Source organism: Guptibacillus hwajinpoensis, assembly GCF_020524165.1.
Taxonomy (GTDB): domain Bacteria; phylum Bacillota; class Bacilli; order Bacillales; family Guptibacillaceae; genus Guptibacillus; species Guptibacillus hwajinpoensis_D.
In genome coordinates, this window is the sequence record NZ_JAIVKU010000003.1 from 508,946 (window position 1) to 528,197 (window position 19,252).

Consider the following 19,252-nt stretch of genomic DNA (forward strand, 5'->3'; position numbering starts at 1 on the left):
TTTCTATGCGTATTGAGCAAGTTTTTTAACTCCGATTGCTTTCTCATAGTCCTCTAATAATCGTCCGAAAATCGCCTCCCAAGATTGAGAAAGTGCATAACGTCGTCCCTCATAACCCATCATCCTTCGTTCCGTATCATCTGTTAAGAGTCGTTTGATTGCGTTAATGTATTCGTCCTCTTTATTAGGAGAGCAGAAAAGCCCATTTCGTTCACCCGACACAACATCGGTTAACCCTCCTGCATTTGCAGCTATAACAGGTGTTCCTGAGGCGAGAGATTCTAGTGCGACGTTTCCGAACGTTTCAGTAGCTGATGGAAAGATGAAGAGATCTGAAGTGGCGTATAGCTCTGCTAACTCTGCTCCCTCTTTATAACCGGTAAATGTAACATTTCTAGGAACGTTTTCTCTGAAGTGAGGCATGGCAGGTCCATCCCCTACTACCAACCATCTTGTTTGTTGTTTCAGTTCTTCCGGTAGTTTCCACATGATTTTTTGTAATGTTTCAAGATTTTTTTCTGGAGCTAATCGACTAACAAACAAGAGAATATACTTTTCCTGAAAGTTGTATCGTTCTCTTAGTGATTGATCTTTTCTAACCGGAGAAAAGTGTTCACAGTTAACCCCTCTTCTCCAAAGCTTTAGGTTTTGAAAGCCTTTTTCTTTTAAACGATTACGCGTTTCATTAGAAGGAACAAAGGTGCTAGAGAATGGCTGGTGAAACCACGTTATATACTTCCACATGACAGGGGAAAACCATTCAAGGTGATAATGTTTAAGATAGTCATCAAAATTAGTGTGGTAGGAAGCAACCATTGGGATATGATTCTTTTTTCCGTAGTGCAACCCGCACATGCCGATATTAAACGGTGTTGCAACATGAAGTAGGTCAGGGGAAAACCCTTGAAGCTGGTTGCGTATAAGACTTAATTTAGGAAGGGCAATGCGGCATTCGGGGTATAGGAAAAACTTCATACTTGTAAACCGATGAACATTACTTGTGAACAGGTCTTCATCAGCCTGACAGTCGGGTGCAAAAAGCATATAATCGACATGCTGACGGTCCATATATGTGGTTAACTTACCGAGTGTGCGCGAAACCCCATTGACCTGTGGATAATAAGTGTCAGTAAACAGTGCAAGCTTCATGGATGTTTTTCCCCCTTCTAACCTAATATGAGTGTTGAAAGAATGCCTGATCCACCACCAAGTAAAACACCAACGAGAACATCAGAAGGATAATGATGACCTAAGTAGATCCGTGATAAGGCAACTAGACTCCCGAGAGCAAGAAGGGGGAGAGCCAGTGAAGGAAGATGAAAGACAAACGGTGTAAGAACAGAAAATATAGCTGTTGTATGCCCAGAAGGAAAAGAATGATCTTTCAGAGGATAGACGAGCATCTTTGTTTCTGGCATTGCCAAATATGGACGGTGTCTTGGATAATGCTTTTTAATAAAATGAACAGGTATATGACTTGCAGCAAGACCAAAGGCAGCTTGCAATCCCCAGATTTTTAAAGGAGCGGGTAACAAAGCAAGTAACATAAGCGTGCTTATAATGGTTGCTTTAGCACCACCCGCATGAGTAACAAAACCAAAAAGAGATGTCAGATACCTTGAATGACATGTTAAATTCACGAATCGAAATACGGTACACTCCCGCTCATAAAGCCATCCAACCACTTTACTCAAAAAGAATCCCCCTTCAACCTATGTGTTATCTCAAGCATATAGCAGAATTTTAATGCCACTATTAACGAAATCTTAAGGTATTGTTAAATTCAAACAAAAAAAGATCAGGAATTGCTTCCCTGATCTTTTCCATCAAATTAACGTGAAATAAATAACATAGCCAATAGCTAATGCTGTTGCGATGATGTAAACAAGAAAAATGGGGTTACTAAAAAAAGAAGATTTCACTCGAGCATTTCCTTGATTATCATATTCACCTTTTTGATTTTGTCCAAGCCTGTACGTCATAAATGCGCCAATTAGCAAGGTGATGACGACGAGCACGATCAAGACCATTGTCATTTTGTACACGGAGGCCACCTCGATCCATTAGGATTGTATTGGTAACTTTCCTCAAACAAACGACAAATATGCGCGCTTTCTAGATCGGCTTCTGCTCTTTGTAGTAAGCTGCTTTTTCAACATATTCTCTTCGAATCCGGTTCATGTCTTCCACATCATCTTCTGTTAATCTTCTAACAACCTTTGCGGGTCTGCCGAAAGCCAGAGAGTGAGGTGGAATTTTCTTTCCGGGTGGGACAAGACTTCCAGCACCGATAAAAGAACCCTCACCAATTTCAGATCCGTCAAGAATGATGGACCCCATTCCAATCAGGGCGTTCTTACGAATAACACTACTATGAAGGATAACTTGATGCCCAATCGTAACACCGTCCTCGAGAATGAGCTTTTTATTTGGGCTTTGGTGAAGAACACAATTATCTTGAATATTAACACTTTTACCAATTTCTGTTGGAGCAACATCGCCGCGTATAGTGGTGTTAAACCAGACGCTACTATGTTCTTCGATTGTCACATCACCTGTAATGGTAGTATAATCCGCAATATAGACTGTTTCATGAATCTGAGGTTTTTTATCGTGATAAGCATATAGCAATACAATCCCAACTTTCATTTAGTATAGATGAAATCCTTTTCAAAAGTAGTGTATCAAAAAGACCGGACCTACATAAGGGGGCTTATTTTCATGCGTATAAAAGAAACGGAATATGCAAAAGGGGTTATTGTGTTAGTTCATGGTGCAAATGAACATCATCGCAGATATGATTGGCTCGTTTCAAAGTGGATTGAAGCAGGTTACCATGTCGTGCTTGGCGATCTACCAGGGCAAGGAGAGAGCACAAGAAGACGAGGTCATATTGATTCATTTAACCAATATATTGAAACCATTGATAAGTGGATTAAGAGAGCTCATGACTATCAGCTACCTGTATTTTTATTAGGGCACAGTATGGGAGGGCTTGCTTCCATTCGAACGATTATGGAAAAAAGACCGTCTCTTACCGGAGTGATGTTATCATCTCCTTGTATCGGTCTTATGAACCCTCCCAACAAAGGTGTTGATTTTCTATCCAAAGTATTAAATCCAATTGTTCCTTCGCTGAGATTAAATTCGAAGTTAGAACCGAATATTGGGACTCGGAATCCGGAATTTCATAAACGCGATCAAGAAGATCCTTTAATGGTTCAAAAAGTATCCGTAAGATGGTATCGTGAACTTCTTAAGGCGATGAAAATAGCCAATGAAGGCGCAAAAACGTTTCCTAATTTACCACTACTTGTTTTGCAGGGTGGCGACGATCGAATTGTCGATAAACATGCCGTTATTTCCTGGTTCAATCGAATTCCTTTAACAGAGAAAGCTTATAAAGAGTGGGATGGGTTTTATCATGAAGTGTTCAACGAACCAGACCGTGACGATGTTTTTCAAACGGCTAAATCATTCGTTGAATTAAAGCTTCAATTACTAGAGCGTAAGGAAAATAAGGTAAATAATTAATACAGGAGTGGGATCACTTGAAAGTACCAACTCAACCCTGGACGCTAATGTATAGTATTTATCGACGCGTCTTACCGAGGGTTCACCATGAATTAGAATATTGGAGGAAACGGGCTGAACAAATCCCTAATCCTGAACTTAGAAAGCAGGCGCTAGACAGTATAGATTCAAAAACGTTTCACTGTGAAGGTGGAGGCATTTATGGATTGCTTGCTGGAAAGCAGATCGATCGCTCGATTTCATTTATTGCAGCTTACCAGACGATTAGCGATTATTTGGATAACTTATGTGACCGAAGCACCTCGCTTGATCCAAAAGACTTTAGTGCGCTACATGAGTCGATGATTGAAGCTCTCTCACCTGAAATTGAAGCATCAAATACCTATTATCGATATCGTGAGGAAAAAGATGATGGTGGCTATCTATTAGAGCTTGTTCAAACGTGTCAAAAAGTTATGCGAGAATTACCGAATCAAAAGGAAGTACAGCCAGCTTTACTTGAACTTTGTCATTATTATTGTGATCTCCAGGTACATAAGCATGTGACGGAGGAAGAACGAGTTCCAAGGTTAAAATGCTGGTTTGATCAGCATAAACAACAGCTTCCAGAAATGACATGGAATGAATTCTCAGCATGTGCTGGATCGACTTTAGGGATTTTCTGTCTGGTTTCTTACTCATTAGGCGAAATGATGCCAAGAGGCGGTGCAGTCATGATAAAAGAAGGGTATTTCCCATGGGTTCAGGGCCTTCACATTATGCTGGATTACTTTATTGATCAGGAAGAAGATCGAGCAGGCGGTGATTTGAATTTTTGCTTTTATTATAGAGATAATGATGAGCTCGCCACGCGTGTTGCCCACTTTATTAAGGAAGCAGATAAAAGCGTAGAAAGCCTTCCTCATTCTTCTTTCCATCGCTTAATTAATCGAGGTTTGCTTGGAATCTATCTTGCCGATCGAAAAGTAATGGAGCAGAAAGATGTTCGTTCACTTGCTCGTAAAATCATTCGAATTGGTGGACGATCGAGCATTTTCTTTTACTTTAATGGCTGGGTTTATAGAAGACTTCACAAAGCTTCTCAATAATAAACGTATAAAAATCGCTCATTCGTGAGAAAAGAAGCCTATAGGATTTCGAAAGGGGCTCTTAAGATGAAGAAGCGTTATTACGTCGAGGTTAGTTCTGGTGAAATATTGGAAGATCAAGGCGCATCAAGCTATCATTTTGAAATTGATGCAGATGAGGAAGATATTTATGAGCTTAGTGAGCTTTTTGATGTGACTGATAAAGATAGTCGACTTTCCTTATACCGGGCTCATGTCCCTGCGATGAGTTATCATGAAGATAAAAACAATGATGACTATGATAACCACATGAAAGAAATTTACACCCTGATACACAAATTGGGTAATCAAAAAACAAGAGATCATATTGAATCGATGGGGATTTTATAAAAATAAGGACTGCGCAGAGGCGCAGTCCTTATTTTTTGCTGATAGCAAGAATATAGGGCGGATCATTGATTTGATTAATAAACTGATATTTTAGAACTTGGTAATCAGACTGATTGAGACCTGTGGTAAATTTCGTTACTTTTTCACTTTCCATTTTACCTTCTGGATGTCCTGGATAGACGACTAGAATCAGAAGACCTCCTGAGCGAAGTAACTTCAAAATATCTGATACGGCCTGGATCGTCTCTTCAGGCCTCGTCACAATGGATTTATCTCCCCCGGGAAGGTAGCCAAGATTAAAGATTGCAGCTGAAACATTCCCCACATGGTGTGAGTCAATTTGATGATTAATTGAAGCGTGACTTTCGTGGAATAAAGAAACCTGGCTAGATTGCTCAGCATCTACCAGTCTTTTCTCAGTCGATTTAATCGCTTCTTGTTGGATGTCGAATCCATATACTTTTCCTGACTTTCCAACCGATTCAGCTAGAAAGAGAGTGTCATGTCCATTTCCGCAAGTACCGTCTATCGCGATGTCTCCTTCTGTTAAGACTGCCTCCAGTAGCGTTCTTGTAAAAGGTAAAATACGTTGTAGCGTCATAAGAAGTATTCCTTTCTAACGATATCAATTATTCTTGAATAAATTGGTCTTTTGAATGAGGTTTACAACTGACTGAGGTTAGACTCGTATAAAACATAATTGTTTCTATCTAGTTATGACTTTATCACGTTCGATCTTATTCTCCAAGTTATAGGTTTGGGAATATATGGTTCGAGGTACAGAAGAGTAAACAACAAATGAGGTGATCATATGACAAAAAATGAAAAGCACAAACAAGGCGAAACCAATAATCCCGAGCAATTACCTGATAAGGAAAAGAATCAACTGGACGAGGATGTTACAGAAATGAATGTGGATGCAATCCCGCTAGAAGATTTAAAAGAAGAACAGAGGGAAGAAAAAGATAAGCCGCACTCAAAAGATGATTCGGCGAGTCAGAAAAAGCATCGTAAAGGATAACGTGCCCAGCGTGGGTGCGTTTTTTAGCTGCAGACCTAATAAAAAACAAATCGTACTTGAAATGTATAAATCACGAAAAAAGCGGCTATTCTGATAATGTTCTTGACATTTCTCACAAGTCTTCATACAATACAAATTATATACGTAATTTGTGAAGTAAAAGATAATGATAAGGAATAGTACCAGGGATTCTATTGCTAGAGAGTTAACGGTTGGTGGAAGTTAACATAGAACCTTTGCGAACTCACCTTTGAATCGGAACCTGAATGGAGTAAGGTGACCCGTACGCCTGCGTTAAAGGTCTTAAGTGAGTGCTGTTTTTAGCACTAAGCCGGGTGGTACCGCGGGTAATTGTGAATAGTAGATTCTCAACCTCTCGTCCCTGTTGATAAACAACGGGGATGGGAGGTTTTTTATTTTTCTGTAAGGACTGGAAGGAGAGAATAGAAATGGCATTTGATCACAAAGTAATTGAAAAGAAGTGGCAGCACTTCTGGGAAACAAACAAAACATTTAAAACAGAGAATGATGCACAAGGTGAAAAAGTTTATATACTCGATATGTTCCCTTATCCATCTGGAGCTGGCCTTCACGTAGGGCACCCTGAGGGCTATACGGCAACAGATATTTTATCCCGCATGAAGAGAATGCAAGGTTACAATGTCCTTCATCCTATCGGATGGGATGCATTTGGACTTCCGGCGGAGCAATATGCGCTTGATACAGGAAATAATCCACGTGATTTTACACAAAAGAACATCGATACATTCCGTCGTCAAATTAAAGAGCTTGGTTTCTCATACGATTGGGATCGAGAAATTAATACAACAGATCCACGCTACTATAAATGGACGCAGTGGATTTTTACAAAGCTTTATGAAAAGGGTCTTGCTTATGTAGACGAAGTAGCGGTGAACTGGTGCCCAGCACTAGGGACGGTCCTTGCCAATGAGGAAGTAATCGACGGTAAAAGTGAGCGCGGCGGTCATCCAGTTGTTCGTAAACCAATGAAGCAATGGGTTCTAAAAATCACAGAGTATGCGGATCGCTTGCTTGAGGACCTAGAGGAACTTGACTGGTCTGACAGCATTAAAGAAATGCAGCGAAACTGGATTGGGAAATCCGAAGGTGCTGAAGTGACCTTTACGATTGATGGTCATAAGGACGCCATTGATGTTTTTACAACACGTCCAGATACACTTTTTGGCGCAACTTATATGGTTTTAGCACCTGAGCACCCTCTTGTTGATAAAATTTCAACAAGTGAGCAAATCTCAAAAGTTGAAAGCTACCGTTCAAAAGTTCAAACAAAGAGTGATCTTGAGCGCACAGAGCTTTCAAAAGAGAAGACTGGTGAATTTACTGGCGCATATGCAATCAACCCAATCAATAATGAAAAGCTTCCGATATGGGTAGCGGATTATGTTCTAATGAGCTATGGGACTGGCGCGATCATGGCTGTTCCTGCCCACGATGAGCGTGATTATGAGTTTGCGACTGCTTTTAAGCTTCCAATAAAAGAAGTTGTGGCTGGGGGAGATGTGGCGAAAGAAGCATATATAGAAGATGGGAAGCATGTGAACTCCGATTTCTTAAATGGCCTTGAGAAAGAAGAAGCCATTACAAAAAGCATTGAATGGTTAGAGGGAAAAGGTAAGGGAACGAAAAAGACAACATACCGTCTTCGCGATTGGTTATTTAGCCGTCAGCGGTACTGGGGTGAACCAATTCCAATCATTCATTGGGAAGATGGATCGATGTCTGCAGTTCCGAAAGAGGAGCTTCCAGTTGTCCTTCCAGAAACAACTGAAATTAAACCGTCTGGAACTGGTGAATCACCACTCGCGAATATCGAGGATTGGTTGAACGTTGTTGACCCTAGAACAGGAATGAAAGGTCGTCGTGAAACCAATACAATGCCACAGTGGGCTGGTAGCTGCTGGTATTACCTTCGATACATCGATCCGGATAATGATGAAATGCTAGCTGATCCGAAGAAGCTGGATGAGTGGTTGCCGGTCGATATGTATATCGGTGGTGCAGAGCATGCGGTGCTTCACTTGCTATATGCGCGTTTCTGGCATAAAGTCCTGTATGATATCGGTGTAGTGCCAACGAAAGAACCATTCCAACGCCTTCGCAATCAGGGAATGATTCTTGGTGAAAACAACGAGAAAATGAGTAAATCAAAAGGAAACGTAGTAAATCCAGATGAAATTGTTGAAAGCCATGGTGCAGACACGCTTCGTCTATATGAAATGTTTATGGGGCCATTTGAAGGGTCGATTGCATGGTCAAACAATGGTCTGGATGGCGCTCGTCGTTTCCTTGATCGTGTATGGCGTTTGTTTGGTGAAGGTGATCTAACTAAGTCTTCCATTTCTGAAGAAAATTCGGGAGAAGATATGGAGCGGGTTTACCATGAAACGGTTAAGAAAGTAACCGAAGACATGGAAGCACTTCGCTTTAATACCGCTATTTCTCAAATGATGGTATTTGTAAATGAGGCGTATAAGCAGGAAAAAGTTTCGGTTACTTTAATGGAAGGATTTGTGAAGTTGCTTTCACCTATCGCACCTCACCTTGCGGAAGAACTATGGAGTGCACTAGGTCACAGCGAGTCACTTGCATACGCAAACTGGCCAATGTTTGATGAAAGCAAACTTACAGTAGACGAAGTTGAAATTGTTGTACAGATTAATGGAAAGCTACGTGCTAAGATATCCATTCCTTCAGAAGCCTCTCGTGATGAAATGCAGGAAATTGCGTTAGAGCATGAGAAAATTAAAGGTCAACTTGATGGCAAAACACTTCGCAAAGTTATTGCAGTTCCAGGTAAACTAGTGAATATTGTAGCCAATTAACACCACGCCCTCTCCTAGATGATGGAGAGGGTTTTTTGTATGGAAATGGTGAATGAAAATGGACAGTTTTTTTAGAATAACCCTTTCCTCGAGTGGAGAATACTACTAAGATGAGTAGAAGAGAGATTTCTTGTATTGAACAAACAAATCATGTACGATTGAATTTGTTAAAGTGAATATTATTGAAAAATCATATGAGAATTGTACGAAAGGGGTATGTTTTTTATGAGTAAAGAAATTAAGACAGTTACACCTGAAGAGGTTCAAGAGCTACTTAATAATGGGAAAAACGTTTCGTTAATCGATGTACGTGAAGATGAGGAAGTAGAAGAGGGAATGATTCCTGAAGCAAAGCACATTCGTCTTGGAACACTTCCGGAACGACTTAATGAAATAAATAAAGATGAAGAGCATATTATGATTTGTCGTTCAGGACGCCGTAGTGAACGCGCGTGTGAATATTTGCAAGAAGCTGGTTATGAAGTGAAAAACATGGTTGGCGGTATGATGAAATGGGAGGGTAACGTGAAATAACCCTGCTAAAAAGGAGAGAGTTTGAATGGCGATATGGGGAATGGCTGGTGCGCTAATGGCTGCCTTGACTTTAGGATTATGGCGAGTAGTTTATCCATATTCTTATATGAAGCCGATTCAGTTAGATCGGTTTGATGATGATAAATACTGTCTCATTGATGTGAGAGATTATATTCTTTCACACCGTACGCCTTATGAAAAAGCAAAGAATATTCCGCTTTCTTATTTAGGAAGACAGACGAAAGAAAATGAAGTTTGTGATAAAGAAATCATTGTTCTTGCGGAGGATCGTAAAGCAGCACGACTCGCTGTGAAGATCCTTATGAAACAGCGCAAACAACCCATTTATTACATGACTGTTTCGTAATACTAGCGTCTTTTGGAGCTGGTCTCTAAAAGACGTTTTCCTGAAGTTTTAATCCAAGTAAGTTGATAAGTTTAATAAATCATAGCACTTTTTGATTCGTATTCCAAATAAATTGCTTTAAGAAAAAGCAATTTACTGCTACCCTCAATCTGGTATAATGATGGAAAAGACTACACCGGGGTGTTGAAATGAAGACAGATCTTATACGTGCTATGATGGACTTACAGGCTTTTCGACAGTTGCAGCCAGGAAATACAATAGGTAAGCAACCGACCACTTTTTCCTTTACTGAAATGCTTGAACAAGCTCTCTCTAACCAGATACATGGACAGGAAATCGCTCCAGAATTAACGTTTTCCTCAACCCCGGCGGAATTATCTGCTTCAACTGAATCTCCAATCTCCATGCCGTCTAACATCCCTTATTCTTCTTCATCGCTTGAAATCGATGGCTATATTGAAGAATTATCGGCGAAGTATAGCGTTGATCCTAAGCTCATTCATGCCATTATTAAACAAGAATCAGGCTATAAGTCAAATAGCGTGAGCGGTGCTGGGGCTATGGGGTTAATGCAATTAATGCCTGCGACTGCCGCTTCTCTAGGAGTGAAAGACCCTTTTGATCCCGGACAAAACATTGAGGGCGGCGTGAAGTACATGAAACAAATGATGGATAAATACAATGGAAATACTGAGCTTGCATTAGCTGCTTACAATGCAGGACCAGGAAATGTTGATCGTTACGGTGGAATCCCTCCATTCCAAGAAACGCAAAATTACGTTTCAAAAGTAATGGGGAATTATCAGACCTAATTCGCAAAAGCTGTCTCACTTGACCGCTCTTCAGCAGTCGTCAAGGAGGCAGTTTTTTTATAATAGAATTTCTTTTAACATCGTTATGTTCAGAGCGAGAGACTGGAAGCAAGCTGAAAGAAGATGCAAATTATTGATATACTAAACAAGAGGTGACTAATTTGAACGAATTTACTACATTGGGACTGGACTCACGTCTCATTAAGCAACTCGAAGCTCAGGGTATCGATACCCCAACAGACATTCAAAGAGAAACAATTCCCGTGATGCTACAGGGAAAAGATGTCATTGCGCAGGCGCAGACTGGGACAGGAAAAACATTCGCTTTTTTGCTGCCAATTCTTGAAAAAATAAATACAGAAGCACCAGAAGTACAGGCTCTCATTGTTACTCCAACTCGTGAGCTTGCGATACAAATTACATCAGAATTGATGAAGTTAGTAGAAGAGCGAGAGGATATCAATGTACTCGCTGTTTATGGTGGTCAGGATGTAGAAAGACAGATTAAACAATTGAATAAGCAAGTACACATAGTGGTGGCAACACCTGGACGTCTGCTCGATCATGTTCGCAGAGAGACGATTGATTTATCTCATACAGCTTACCTTGTCTTAGATGAAGCTGATCAGATGCTGCATATTGGCTTCCTCAGGGAAGTGGAAGATATCATTAGTGAAACTCCAGAAAGTCGTCTAACCGCTCTTTTCTCAGCGACAATGTCGAGCGATATTAAACAACTTGCCAAACGATTTATGCGTTCCCCTGAGAAGATTAGAGGGAAAGAGAAAGGGAAAACCGTTGAAGAAATTGAGCAGTTCGTCATTGAAACAACGGATCGACGAAAATTTGGTTCCCTTACTGAAACCATTGACGAAGTGCGCCCGTTCCTCGGAATTATCTTCTGTCGTACGAAGCGTAGGGTTAGTAAATTAAATGGTGATTTGAAAGCAAGAGGTTATCTATCTGATGAGCTTCATGGTGATTTATCTCAGTCTAAACGAGAAAGTGTCATCAAACGTTTCCGTGATGCGAAAATCCAGCTTCTTGTGGCGACAGATGTGGCAGCGCGAGGTCTTGATATTGAAGGAGTAACGCACGTTTTTAACTACGACATTCCCCAAGATACTGAGAGCTATATCCATCGGATTGGTCGAACAGGGCGTGCTGGTGGAGATGGTGCATCTTATACGTTCATAGCCGCCAAAGATCAATCGTTTATTCAAATGATCGAAAAAGGAATTGGTAAGAAACTTGCTAGAAAGACCGTGGAAGGTGCACTGCCAGAGCGTGAAGAGCGTCATGAAGAAAGAAGAAACGATCAAAGAGGTAGATCCGGTCATTCTTCTCGTAAAGCAGGGTCCTCGAACCGTCGAGATAGTGGGAGAAATAAGAACAAGCGATAAAGTATACAAAGAGAGGGATCGTCCATAGGACGATCCCTCTCTTGTCGTAGGTACTTCATAACTGCGGTGTCCTTTAAGTAGTAGCTACTGTTCTTTCCGCAGCGCTTTTTCCTGCTGTATATCCTGTTACAAAGGCGGATGTAATGTTGTAGCCACCGGTATATCCATGGATATCGAGCACTTCTCCGCAAAAGTAAAGACCAGTGGTGAATTTTGAAGCCATTTCTTTCGGATGAATTTCTTTTAATGATACGCCCCCACCCGTTACGAAAGCTTTATCAATAGGGAGCGTACCATCGATTGCTACTTGGAATTGCTTTAATAATCGTACGTATTCACGCACTTTCTCTTTTGATAAGTGGGCATACGTTGTATCAGGAGAAATATCTGCTTTATTAAATAAGAAAAGCATGTATCGTTCTGGCACTTTACTTTTCCAGATGTTTTTTATCGCTTTTTTAGGCTCGTCTTTTGCAAGTTTCATATGTTCACGAAACAATTCTTCTTCGTTTTGGTCCGGTACCGCATCAATTTGCAGGGGAATGTACTGGGCATTGAATTTTTTCAATGCTTTTACAACGTATTGGCTGCAGCGAAGAACGGCGGGACCTGAAAGTCCAATATGGGTGAAAATCATATCCCATCGATGTGTTTTAATCACTTTGCCTTTCGGATTGAGAACAGATAGCGCAACATCTCGAAGCGACAAACCCTGCAGTTCCTTATTTTTAATAAAAGCTTCACTAGAAGTAAGAGGGACTTCAGTGGGGTATAAATCTGTGATCGTATGCCCCCCTTCTTCCGCCCATGCATAACCATCGCCGGTTGAACCTGTATGAGGGACAGACTTTCCACCGACAGCAATGATCACGTTGGAGGAATAAATTTCTTCTTTTGTTTTAAGTCTTACCCCTGAAACGGCCCCATCTTTGTAAAGAACCTTGTCAACGGGTGTGTTTACTTGAATCGATACGTTTAAGCGTCGCACTTTATCTAGTAGCGCATTGACAACAGATTTTGCATCGTCGGTTACAGGGAACATTCTGCCATGGTCTTCTTCTTTTAATCGAATGCCCAGGTCTTCAAAAAATGCAATAATGTCTTCGTTATTAAAAATATTGAACGCACTGTATAAGAATTTTCCGTTACCTGGAATGAATTTAATCAGTTCATCAAGTGGAAGTCGGTTTGTCACGTTACAACGACCGCCTCCAGAAATCGCTAGTTTCCGCCCGAGTTTATTTCCTTTATCAATGAGAAGCACCTTTGCTCCATGTTCCGCTGCTGATACAGACGCCATGAGTCCAGACGGACCACCGCCAATCACAATGACATCGTAGTTCATACTTACACCTCTCTCATTTTGCTACACACAAACATACCACAATTCACTCCTCTTAATAAAGTTTCACAAAAATTTATATTTGTTGTTACTAGCTAAATAGCTTAAAATGGAGAAGTGTATTTATAGAACTGTTGAAAATTGTTGATAGATGACGAATGGATCTAGTTGAATGGTTAGAAGTAGGAGATGGAGAAATGTCTGATTCAAATGTGATTAGAGGGACGATGTTACTATCAGCAGCAACCCTTTTTTCTAGAATAATTGGTATGATTTATATGTTTCCTTTTACAGCTCTTGTTGGTACACAGGGTGTTGCCCTTTACACGTACGCGTATACTCCGTATACCATTATGCTCAGCCTATCTACGGTTGGAATTCCACTGGCTGTTTCAAAATTTGTATCTAAATATCATACTCTCGGTGATTATCGAACGGGTAGGAGACTGTTTAAATCAGGACTTCTTTTAATGTCTCTTACTGGGTTCATTGCGTTTTTAGCACTCTTTTTAATGGCGGAACCAATTGCTCATGTTGTCATTGATGAGGGGAACGAAGGGAATACGATTGCCGATGTGACCCTGGTTATTCGTGTTGTGAGTATGGCATTATTAATCGTTCCAATTATGAGTTTAACGCGAGGTTTTTTCCAGGGGCTGCAATCGATGGGACCGACAGCAGTGTCTCAGGTAGTGGAACAAATTTTTCGTATCGTATTTATTCTTGTTTCCAGTGTAATCATTATGAAGTTTATGGATGGAGATGAAGCAACAGCAGCTACGTACGCCACATTTGGTGCATTTGTAGGAGCGGTCGGTGGTCTGATGGTCGTTTTCTGGTATTACAGAAAACGTAAGCCTACGCTTGATCGTCACCTTGCTGAAAGTACTGTAGATCATAATGTATCCCTAAAGGATATGTACAAAGAGATTATTACGTATGCTCTTCCGTTTGTTGTCGTAGGTCTAGCTATTCCTTTGTATTTGCAAATTGATACGTTGCTGATTAACCCAGCATTAAAAAGTATCGGGTACGATAAACCTGCGTATGAAGAAGTTTTTGCCATTATCACAGGACTCGCTCATAAGTTAATAATGATTCCAGTTTCGCTTGCTACCGCTCTTTCAATGACGATTATCCCAGCTATTACAAAATCATTTACGGCGAATCGAGAAGGAGCATTGCAAAATCAGCTGACCCAAACATTCCAGATTTTATTGTTCTTAACGACGCCAGCTGCAATTGGGCTAGCTGTTTTAGCTGAACCGATTTTTAGGGTGCTGTACCCAACCGTGAATCAAGAGCTTGGTAGTTGGTTATTGATGTGGTATGCTCCAACGGCTATACTGTTTGCACTATTTTCTGTAACAGCCGCTATTTTGCAGGGGATCAATAAACAAAAATTTGCCGTATATAGCTTACTGGCAGGCCTCGTTTTAAAAGCAGGATTGACCTACCCATTTGTCACACTATTTGAAGGGAAAGGTTCTATACTTGCTACGAATATTGGTTTGCTTACGTCAGTATTGATAACGATCGTCATTATTAAGAAATATACAGATTATGAGTTTGGATTCCTTTCAAGGAGATTGTTGCTGATTGGTATCTTTGTGGCGATTATGGCAGTTGCCTCTAAATTGGCCATTCTTCCACTAGAATCCGTTATGCCTAATTTATACCTCTCCAAAAGCGAGGGAGGAAGCATGTTGTACTCTATTATTAATCTATTGATTGGAGTTACGGTAGGGGGAATCGTGTTCCTTTGGCTTTCGTACCGTTCCAATCTTGCTGGAATAATATTAGGTGAACGATTCTCATTATTAAAAAGACGATAAAAAATGAAGGCCCAATGAGGGCCTTCATTTTTCGTTAATGAGAAGAGAACCAGCTATTAATAGCCGTAATCTTCATCCCGTATACCAATTTGTCTTTCGATGCGAGTAATCCTTCTATCCTGTCGTCTCAGCTGTCTCTCTATTTCTCTTAGTTGTTGTTCAATATTTCCAGGATAGCCAGGCTGTCCTGGGTATCCTGGCTGCCCTGGAAATCCTGGCTGCCCTGGAAATCCAGGGTAACCTGGGTACATTTGGTAACCTTGCCCTTGTTGCCGATCATACACACAAAACGCCTCCTTTTATAGGTACTTGATAGTGTATGTAAAGGATGGGCAGTGTTGCTGGGCATCTATCCCGTGTTATACTGAGTTTTTCTGATACCAACTAAGTTGTTCTCCAATTCCAAGTCCTTTTAAAGGCACTTCATACACATAGTTGAATCGGTTTAGTTGAGGCTCGAGGTGTTTGCGATAAACGGATCCACCGTGTAAACAAACGAGAATATCTGTAGACGTTTCATATTGCGAGAATTGCTCAATGACTTTCTGAGCCCACTCTTCTCTTTGGTGATGGGAGAATGTTTTAATCGATACATCATAGGGGTCCATGATGTCGTCTGGTAATAAAAGACCATCTTTGGCATTATAGAAATACATGCGGTCATAATGTTGGGACGCGTATTCAAGCGTTTTTTGAAATAAAGGACTTTGGTAAAACTCTGTAACAGGTGCAGATTTAGTGCTTTTCTTGCGTGCAGTTGCTAAAAGTCCAACTTTCACAGTCATTCGATTCACTCCAAACGTGCATTTTGGCATTTATCGTTTACATACCCTTACTAAACAAAAAGTATGCTAAAAAAACAAATAAACAGTGGAAAAAATATGGAAAAGGAGAGATGGGAATGCGTTTAGATAAATTGTTAGCAAATATGGGTTACGGAACGAGAAAAGAAGTGAAAAAACTTTTGAAAACAGGTGTCGTTCGTGTCGATGAAGAAGTGACCAAAGATGCGAAGCAGCACGTTGATCCGGAAGAAAATCATGTAACGGTATATGAGGAGACAGTGGAATATCGGGAGTACATCTATCTCATGATGAATAAACCTGCTGGTGTCATTTCAGCTACGGAAGATGAAGAAGAGACTGTTATTGATATTCTTATTCCGGAAGATCAAGTGTTTGAGCCGTTTCCAGTGGGTCGCTTAGACAAAGATACCGAGGGATTACTCATTATTACAAACGACGGAAAACTTGCTCATCATTTAACGTCACCAAAGCATCATGTACCTAAAACATACTTTGCACGAGTTAAGGGTGTCGTGACCGAAGAGGATGTTCGTTCTTTTGAGAAAGGGGTTACGCTTGATGACGGATACGAGACAAAACCAGGTGAATTAGCCATCTTAAATGCTGGTGAGGAATCAGAGATTGAGTTAACAATTCATGAAGGTAAATTTCATCAAGTGAAGCGGATGTTTGAAGCTGTAGGTAAGAAAGTCATCTATTTACAACGAATTCAGATGGGGGATATTCATCTTGATCGTGACTTGGAGCCTGGCGAATACCGAGAACTAACGGAAGAAGAAGTAACCATACTCCAAAAGTGATCCATTGTTTCCTTTCTACTGACCTAGGGAATAGCATGAGTAGTCAGTTGCGAAGGAGAGGATTTTCATGATTAAGGTTGGAAAAGAAATTCAAGGTCAAAAGTTGGAAAATGAATCAACGACTGAATTTAGTGTGAAACAGGTTTACTTTGATCAAGAGCTTCGTCAAGCAACATTCGTAGAGATTGAGAAAAAAGAGGTTGCTAATAAGAAAGATGCCATTCCTGATCACCACGCGGGCGAGATGCTTCATTCGATACAAGCATCTGGGGGGCAATTTACACCAGATAATTATCCTGTGACAGACGATGATCGAAAAGAACAAGAGGCAAACGGATTGATGATTGTTTCATATGAGCAGTTGAATTGGCAACAAGATGGTCTTAGGCTTGGTGAAAACGTGGAAGAAGTTCAGACATCTGTTTTAGTAGATCAATGTTCTTATCGATCATTAATAAAAGCTGAAGTATTAACGGAAGACGGAGAGGAACTTGGTAGGGTGAAGGAGATTGTGCTTCATCCCGATGGAAGAATCGAGGGCTTTGAGCTTTCAGAAGGATTTTTATCTGATTTTCTTTCGAGTGAGCAGCCTTTTTTAAAAGTTGATGAAACAGTAAAGTGTCAACACGATAAAATTATTGTTCCAAAAGACTATCATCATTCATTAAGAAAAGCGTAATGGATAAAAGCCCTGCTTGGAAGCAGGGCTTTTTATCATAAATTGGAATACGATAAGCTTACAAACTAAATAAAGGCTTTCGTCAGATTTTTTTCGACGAAAAGCCCGTTGATGCAGGTAAATCTATTTGTGTTATCCTACTTTAACTCTCTTACTTGTGATTGTCCAGAATCCTCGGTTTGGGCTTTTGACTAATTCATTATAGGCCAGTACATTCAAATCTCTTTGAACAGTTCGCTGGGTAATCCCAAACTCTTCAACTAACTCATTTGTGCTGACAGTACCATGCTTGCTAATAAATAAATAGATAGACTTGATACGGGTCATCATACGATCAGTTGAAGTAATACTCAAAGAACCACTCCCTAACATGTAATCAATGCCTTATCCCTAGCATAATTAATGACTATTAAAACCATATGAAGAAAACGTTAAGATATACTTAATTTTCAAGCATTTCCTTCAATTTTTTTCATGAAAGTTTGGCTGAGTACTCCGATTAAGACTGGAAGTGATTTCTGGATGTGTTGGGTTCCCCAACTTGGTGTATTGACGAATAGGTCATACCACTTTCATAAGATAAGCGATTGATTGGCATTATTATTTAATTCCACTCCTACTGCCATTTCCCTTTTTTGGGCCAACGTACACCCCCTTTTTAAAGTTTATTTTACAATAATTCTGTTATTTCGGCAAAAAATTTCATTTCTTTTGGCTTATTCTTCCTTAACAAACATTCCTTTGCTATTCTTATAGTACGATTAGATAGAGGGAGGGGGGATTCACATGCTTTTTCGTCTCATTCTTAAAAATGCCATTAAATTAAATAATCGATTTATGTTAGTTGCAGCGTTCATTCTTATTTTCGTTAGTACCTTGGTCATGCGTTTCCTTGAACCAGAGACGTTTCCAACTTTGTTTGATTCACTCTGGTGGGTGATGACAACCGTCACGACAGTAGGTTATGGAGATTACTTCCCGATTACGATTGCTGGAAGAATTTATGCGATGTTTCTTTATATTGTTGGAATTGGGTTGATTGGTGTAGTCATTGGAAAGTTTGTTGATGGCTTTTCAGAACTTAAGAAGCGAAAGGAGGAAGGGAAAATGCCTTATCAGGGTCACGATCATATCGTTATTATAGGATGGTCACAAAAAGCTGCCTATGCGGTCTCGGAAATCATGGATTCTGATCAATGCGAGATTGTCATTATTGACAATTTAGCAAAAGCTCCAATTATCGAAGAGAATATTCATTATATTCAAGGTGATGCAGCGGAAGAAGCAACGCTGAAAAAAGCTGATATTATGAAAGCGAAAGCTGTGCTTATCTTCTCGGATGATGCGATTCGCGATGCTCTACTCGCAGATGGAAAGTCGCTTATTATTGCTAGCTCGATTGAGCGACTTTCAATTGATATACACACAACAGTTGAAGTGATGAAAGAAGAGCATATAAAGAATTTTACACATGTTCAGGTTGATGAGTTTGTTCTTTCACATGAAGCAGTTTCTCGAATGGCGGTTAGATCTGCCTTTACAAAGGGAATATCAGGAGTGTACTCGCAGCTATTGAGCAGGGGACACGGAGATAATTTATATGAAATTGCCGTACAGCAAGATTGGAATACATATCGAGATGCTTTTCATGCCCTCCTACAACAAGGTGCGACACTCATAGCTGATGGGGATCGGATGGATATTAATCGGCGCTTGGATGAAACGATTCCTTCGAATGCAAAACTATTTGTGATTTGTGATCAGGACGTGTATGAAGGAATAAAAGGAGTGAAATAAA

22 protein-coding genes and 1 other annotated feature are annotated in these 19,252 nt (G+C 40.3%); of the genes, 13 read left to right on the plus strand and 9 right to left on the minus strand.

The window, feature by feature from the left end; all coding sequences use genetic code 11:
- Positions 1 to 3: 3 nt before the first annotated feature.
- The 4 genes from LC090_RS05770 to LC090_RS05785 all read right to left on the minus strand — a co-directional run bounded on the left by LC090_RS05770 (position 4) and on the right by LC090_RS05785 (position 2,649).
- Positions 4 to 1,149 (minus strand): glycosyltransferase family 4 protein, encoded by a 1,146-nt coding sequence (locus LC090_RS05770; protein ID WP_226656147.1) that lies wholly within the window; start codon positions 1,147 to 1,149, stop codon positions 4 to 6.
- 17 nt (positions 1,150 to 1,166) lie between these two features.
- On the minus strand, positions 1,167 to 1,685 hold the full coding sequence (locus LC090_RS05775) for a phosphatase PAP2 family protein (protein ID WP_226656613.1): 519 nt from the start codon (positions 1,683 to 1,685) through the stop codon (positions 1,167 to 1,169).
- A 141-nt stretch (positions 1,686 to 1,826) separates the two neighbouring features.
- Complete coding sequence (locus LC090_RS05780; RefSeq protein WP_098444611.1) at positions 1,827 to 2,045, minus strand: hypothetical protein; 219 nt, start codon at positions 2,043 to 2,045, stop codon at positions 1,827 to 1,829.
- A 70-nt stretch (positions 2,046 to 2,115) separates the two neighbouring features.
- A complete protein-coding gene (locus LC090_RS05785) occupies positions 2,116 to 2,649 on the minus strand; it encodes a gamma carbonic anhydrase family protein (RefSeq protein WP_425590627.1) in 534 nt (177 codons plus the stop codon).
- 72 nt (positions 2,650 to 2,721) lie between these two features.
- Here LC090_RS05785 and LC090_RS05790 point away from each other — a divergent pair, with 72 nt between their 5' ends.
- The 3 genes from LC090_RS05790 to LC090_RS05800 all read left to right on the plus strand — a co-directional run bounded on the left by LC090_RS05790 (position 2,722) and on the right by LC090_RS05800 (position 4,991).
- Positions 2,722 to 3,534 carry an alpha/beta hydrolase gene (locus LC090_RS05790; RefSeq protein ID WP_226656149.1) on the plus strand — a complete coding sequence of 271 codons (813 nt, stop codon included), beginning with the start codon at positions 2,722 to 2,724 and terminating at the stop codon, positions 3,532 to 3,534.
- Positions 3,535 to 3,551: 17 nt separating this feature from the next.
- Entirely contained in the window at positions 3,552 to 4,622 is a 1,071-nt protein-coding gene (locus LC090_RS05795) for a tetraprenyl-beta-curcumene synthase family protein (protein WP_226656152.1), read from the plus strand.
- A gap of 66 nt (positions 4,623 to 4,688) precedes the next feature.
- Positions 4,689 to 4,991, plus strand: a complete 303-nt coding sequence (locus LC090_RS05800; protein ID WP_226656154.1) for a hypothetical protein — start codon at positions 4,689 to 4,691, stop codon at positions 4,989 to 4,991.
- 28 nt (positions 4,992 to 5,019) lie between these two features.
- Here the strand turns inward: LC090_RS05800 and LC090_RS05805 are convergent, their stop codons facing one another.
- Positions 5,020 to 5,592 carry a class I SAM-dependent methyltransferase gene (locus tag LC090_RS05805; RefSeq protein ID WP_226656156.1) on the minus strand — a complete coding sequence of 191 codons (573 nt, stop codon included), beginning with the start codon at positions 5,590 to 5,592 and terminating at the stop codon, positions 5,020 to 5,022.
- Positions 5,593 to 5,802: 210 nt separating this feature from the next.
- Here LC090_RS05805 and LC090_RS05810 point away from each other — a divergent pair, with 210 nt between their 5' ends.
- The 6 genes from LC090_RS05810 to LC090_RS05835 all read left to right on the plus strand — a co-directional run bounded on the left by LC090_RS05810 (position 5,803) and on the right by LC090_RS05835 (position 11,992).
- The gene (locus LC090_RS05810; RefSeq protein WP_226656158.1) at positions 5,803 to 6,012 is read left to right on the plus strand and encodes a hypothetical protein; all 210 of its coding nucleotides are present in this window, start codon (positions 5,803 to 5,805) and stop codon (positions 6,010 to 6,012) included.
- Between the two features lie 157 nt (positions 6,013 to 6,169).
- Positions 6,170 to 6,399, plus strand: a binding site (T-box leader).
- A 62-nt stretch (positions 6,400 to 6,461) separates the two neighbouring features.
- Complete coding sequence (gene leuS, locus LC090_RS05815) at positions 6,462 to 8,876, plus strand: leucine--tRNA ligase (RefSeq protein WP_226656160.1); 2,415 nt, start codon at positions 6,462 to 6,464, stop codon at positions 8,874 to 8,876.
- Between the two features lie 225 nt (positions 8,877 to 9,101).
- On the plus strand, positions 9,102 to 9,410 hold the full coding sequence (locus LC090_RS05820; RefSeq protein ID WP_226656162.1) for a rhodanese-like domain-containing protein: 309 nt from the start codon (positions 9,102 to 9,104) through the stop codon (positions 9,408 to 9,410).
- Positions 9,411 to 9,435: 25 nt separating this feature from the next.
- Complete coding sequence (locus tag LC090_RS05825; protein WP_226656164.1) at positions 9,436 to 9,777, plus strand: rhodanese-like domain-containing protein; 342 nt, start codon at positions 9,436 to 9,438, stop codon at positions 9,775 to 9,777.
- 188 nt (positions 9,778 to 9,965) lie between these two features.
- Positions 9,966 to 10,589, plus strand: a complete 624-nt coding sequence (locus LC090_RS05830; RefSeq protein WP_226656166.1) for a lytic transglycosylase domain-containing protein — start codon at positions 9,966 to 9,968, stop codon at positions 10,587 to 10,589.
- Between the two features lie 161 nt (positions 10,590 to 10,750).
- Entirely contained in the window at positions 10,751 to 11,992 is a 1,242-nt protein-coding gene (locus LC090_RS05835) for a DEAD/DEAH box helicase (protein WP_226656168.1), read from the plus strand.
- A 73-nt stretch (positions 11,993 to 12,065) separates the two neighbouring features.
- Here the strand turns inward: LC090_RS05835 and LC090_RS05840 are convergent, their stop codons facing one another.
- The gene (locus LC090_RS05840; RefSeq protein ID WP_226656171.1) at positions 12,066 to 13,337 is read right to left on the minus strand and encodes an NAD(P)/FAD-dependent oxidoreductase; all 1,272 of its coding nucleotides are present in this window, start codon (positions 13,335 to 13,337) and stop codon (positions 12,066 to 12,068) included.
- A 194-nt stretch (positions 13,338 to 13,531) separates the two neighbouring features.
- Between LC090_RS05840 and LC090_RS05845 the strand changes: the two genes are divergently transcribed.
- Positions 13,532 to 15,169, plus strand: coding sequence for a putative polysaccharide biosynthesis protein (locus tag LC090_RS05845; protein WP_226656173.1), 1,638 nt, complete (start codon positions 13,532 to 13,534; stop codon positions 15,167 to 15,169).
- 56 nt (positions 15,170 to 15,225) lie between these two features.
- Here the strand turns inward: LC090_RS05845 and LC090_RS05850 are convergent, their stop codons facing one another.
- Together LC090_RS05850 and LC090_RS05855 are read right to left on the minus strand one after the other, a co-directional pair.
- On the minus strand, positions 15,226 to 15,453 hold the full coding sequence (locus LC090_RS05850) for a collagen-like triple helix repeat-containing protein (protein ID WP_226656175.1): 228 nt from the start codon (positions 15,451 to 15,453) through the stop codon (positions 15,226 to 15,228).
- Positions 15,454 to 15,528: 75 nt separating this feature from the next.
- On the minus strand, positions 15,529 to 15,954 hold the full coding sequence (locus tag LC090_RS05855) for a DUF6884 domain-containing protein (RefSeq protein ID WP_226656177.1): 426 nt from the start codon (positions 15,952 to 15,954) through the stop codon (positions 15,529 to 15,531).
- A 116-nt stretch (positions 15,955 to 16,070) separates the two neighbouring features.
- Between LC090_RS05855 and LC090_RS05860 the strand changes: the two genes are divergently transcribed.
- Complete coding sequence (locus LC090_RS05860; protein WP_226656179.1) at positions 16,071 to 16,775, plus strand: pseudouridine synthase; 705 nt, start codon at positions 16,071 to 16,073, stop codon at positions 16,773 to 16,775.
- Between the two features lie 67 nt (positions 16,776 to 16,842).
- Positions 16,843 to 17,454 (plus strand): PRC-barrel domain-containing protein, encoded by a 612-nt coding sequence (locus LC090_RS05865; RefSeq protein ID WP_226656181.1) that lies wholly within the window; start codon positions 16,843 to 16,845, stop codon positions 17,452 to 17,454.
- A 132-nt stretch (positions 17,455 to 17,586) separates the two neighbouring features.
- Here LC090_RS05865 and LC090_RS05870 read toward each other — a convergent pair whose 3' ends face one another.
- A complete protein-coding gene (locus tag LC090_RS05870; RefSeq protein ID WP_098444594.1) occupies positions 17,587 to 17,826 on the minus strand; it encodes a DeoR family transcriptional regulator in 240 nt (79 codons plus the stop codon).
- Between the two features lie 414 nt (positions 17,827 to 18,240).
- Between LC090_RS05870 and LC090_RS05875 the strand changes: the two genes are divergently transcribed.
- Complete coding sequence (locus LC090_RS05875) at positions 18,241 to 19,251, plus strand: potassium channel family protein (RefSeq protein ID WP_226656183.1); 1,011 nt, start codon at positions 18,241 to 18,243, stop codon at positions 19,249 to 19,251.
- The last annotated feature ends 1 nt before the right edge of the window (position 19,252 follow it).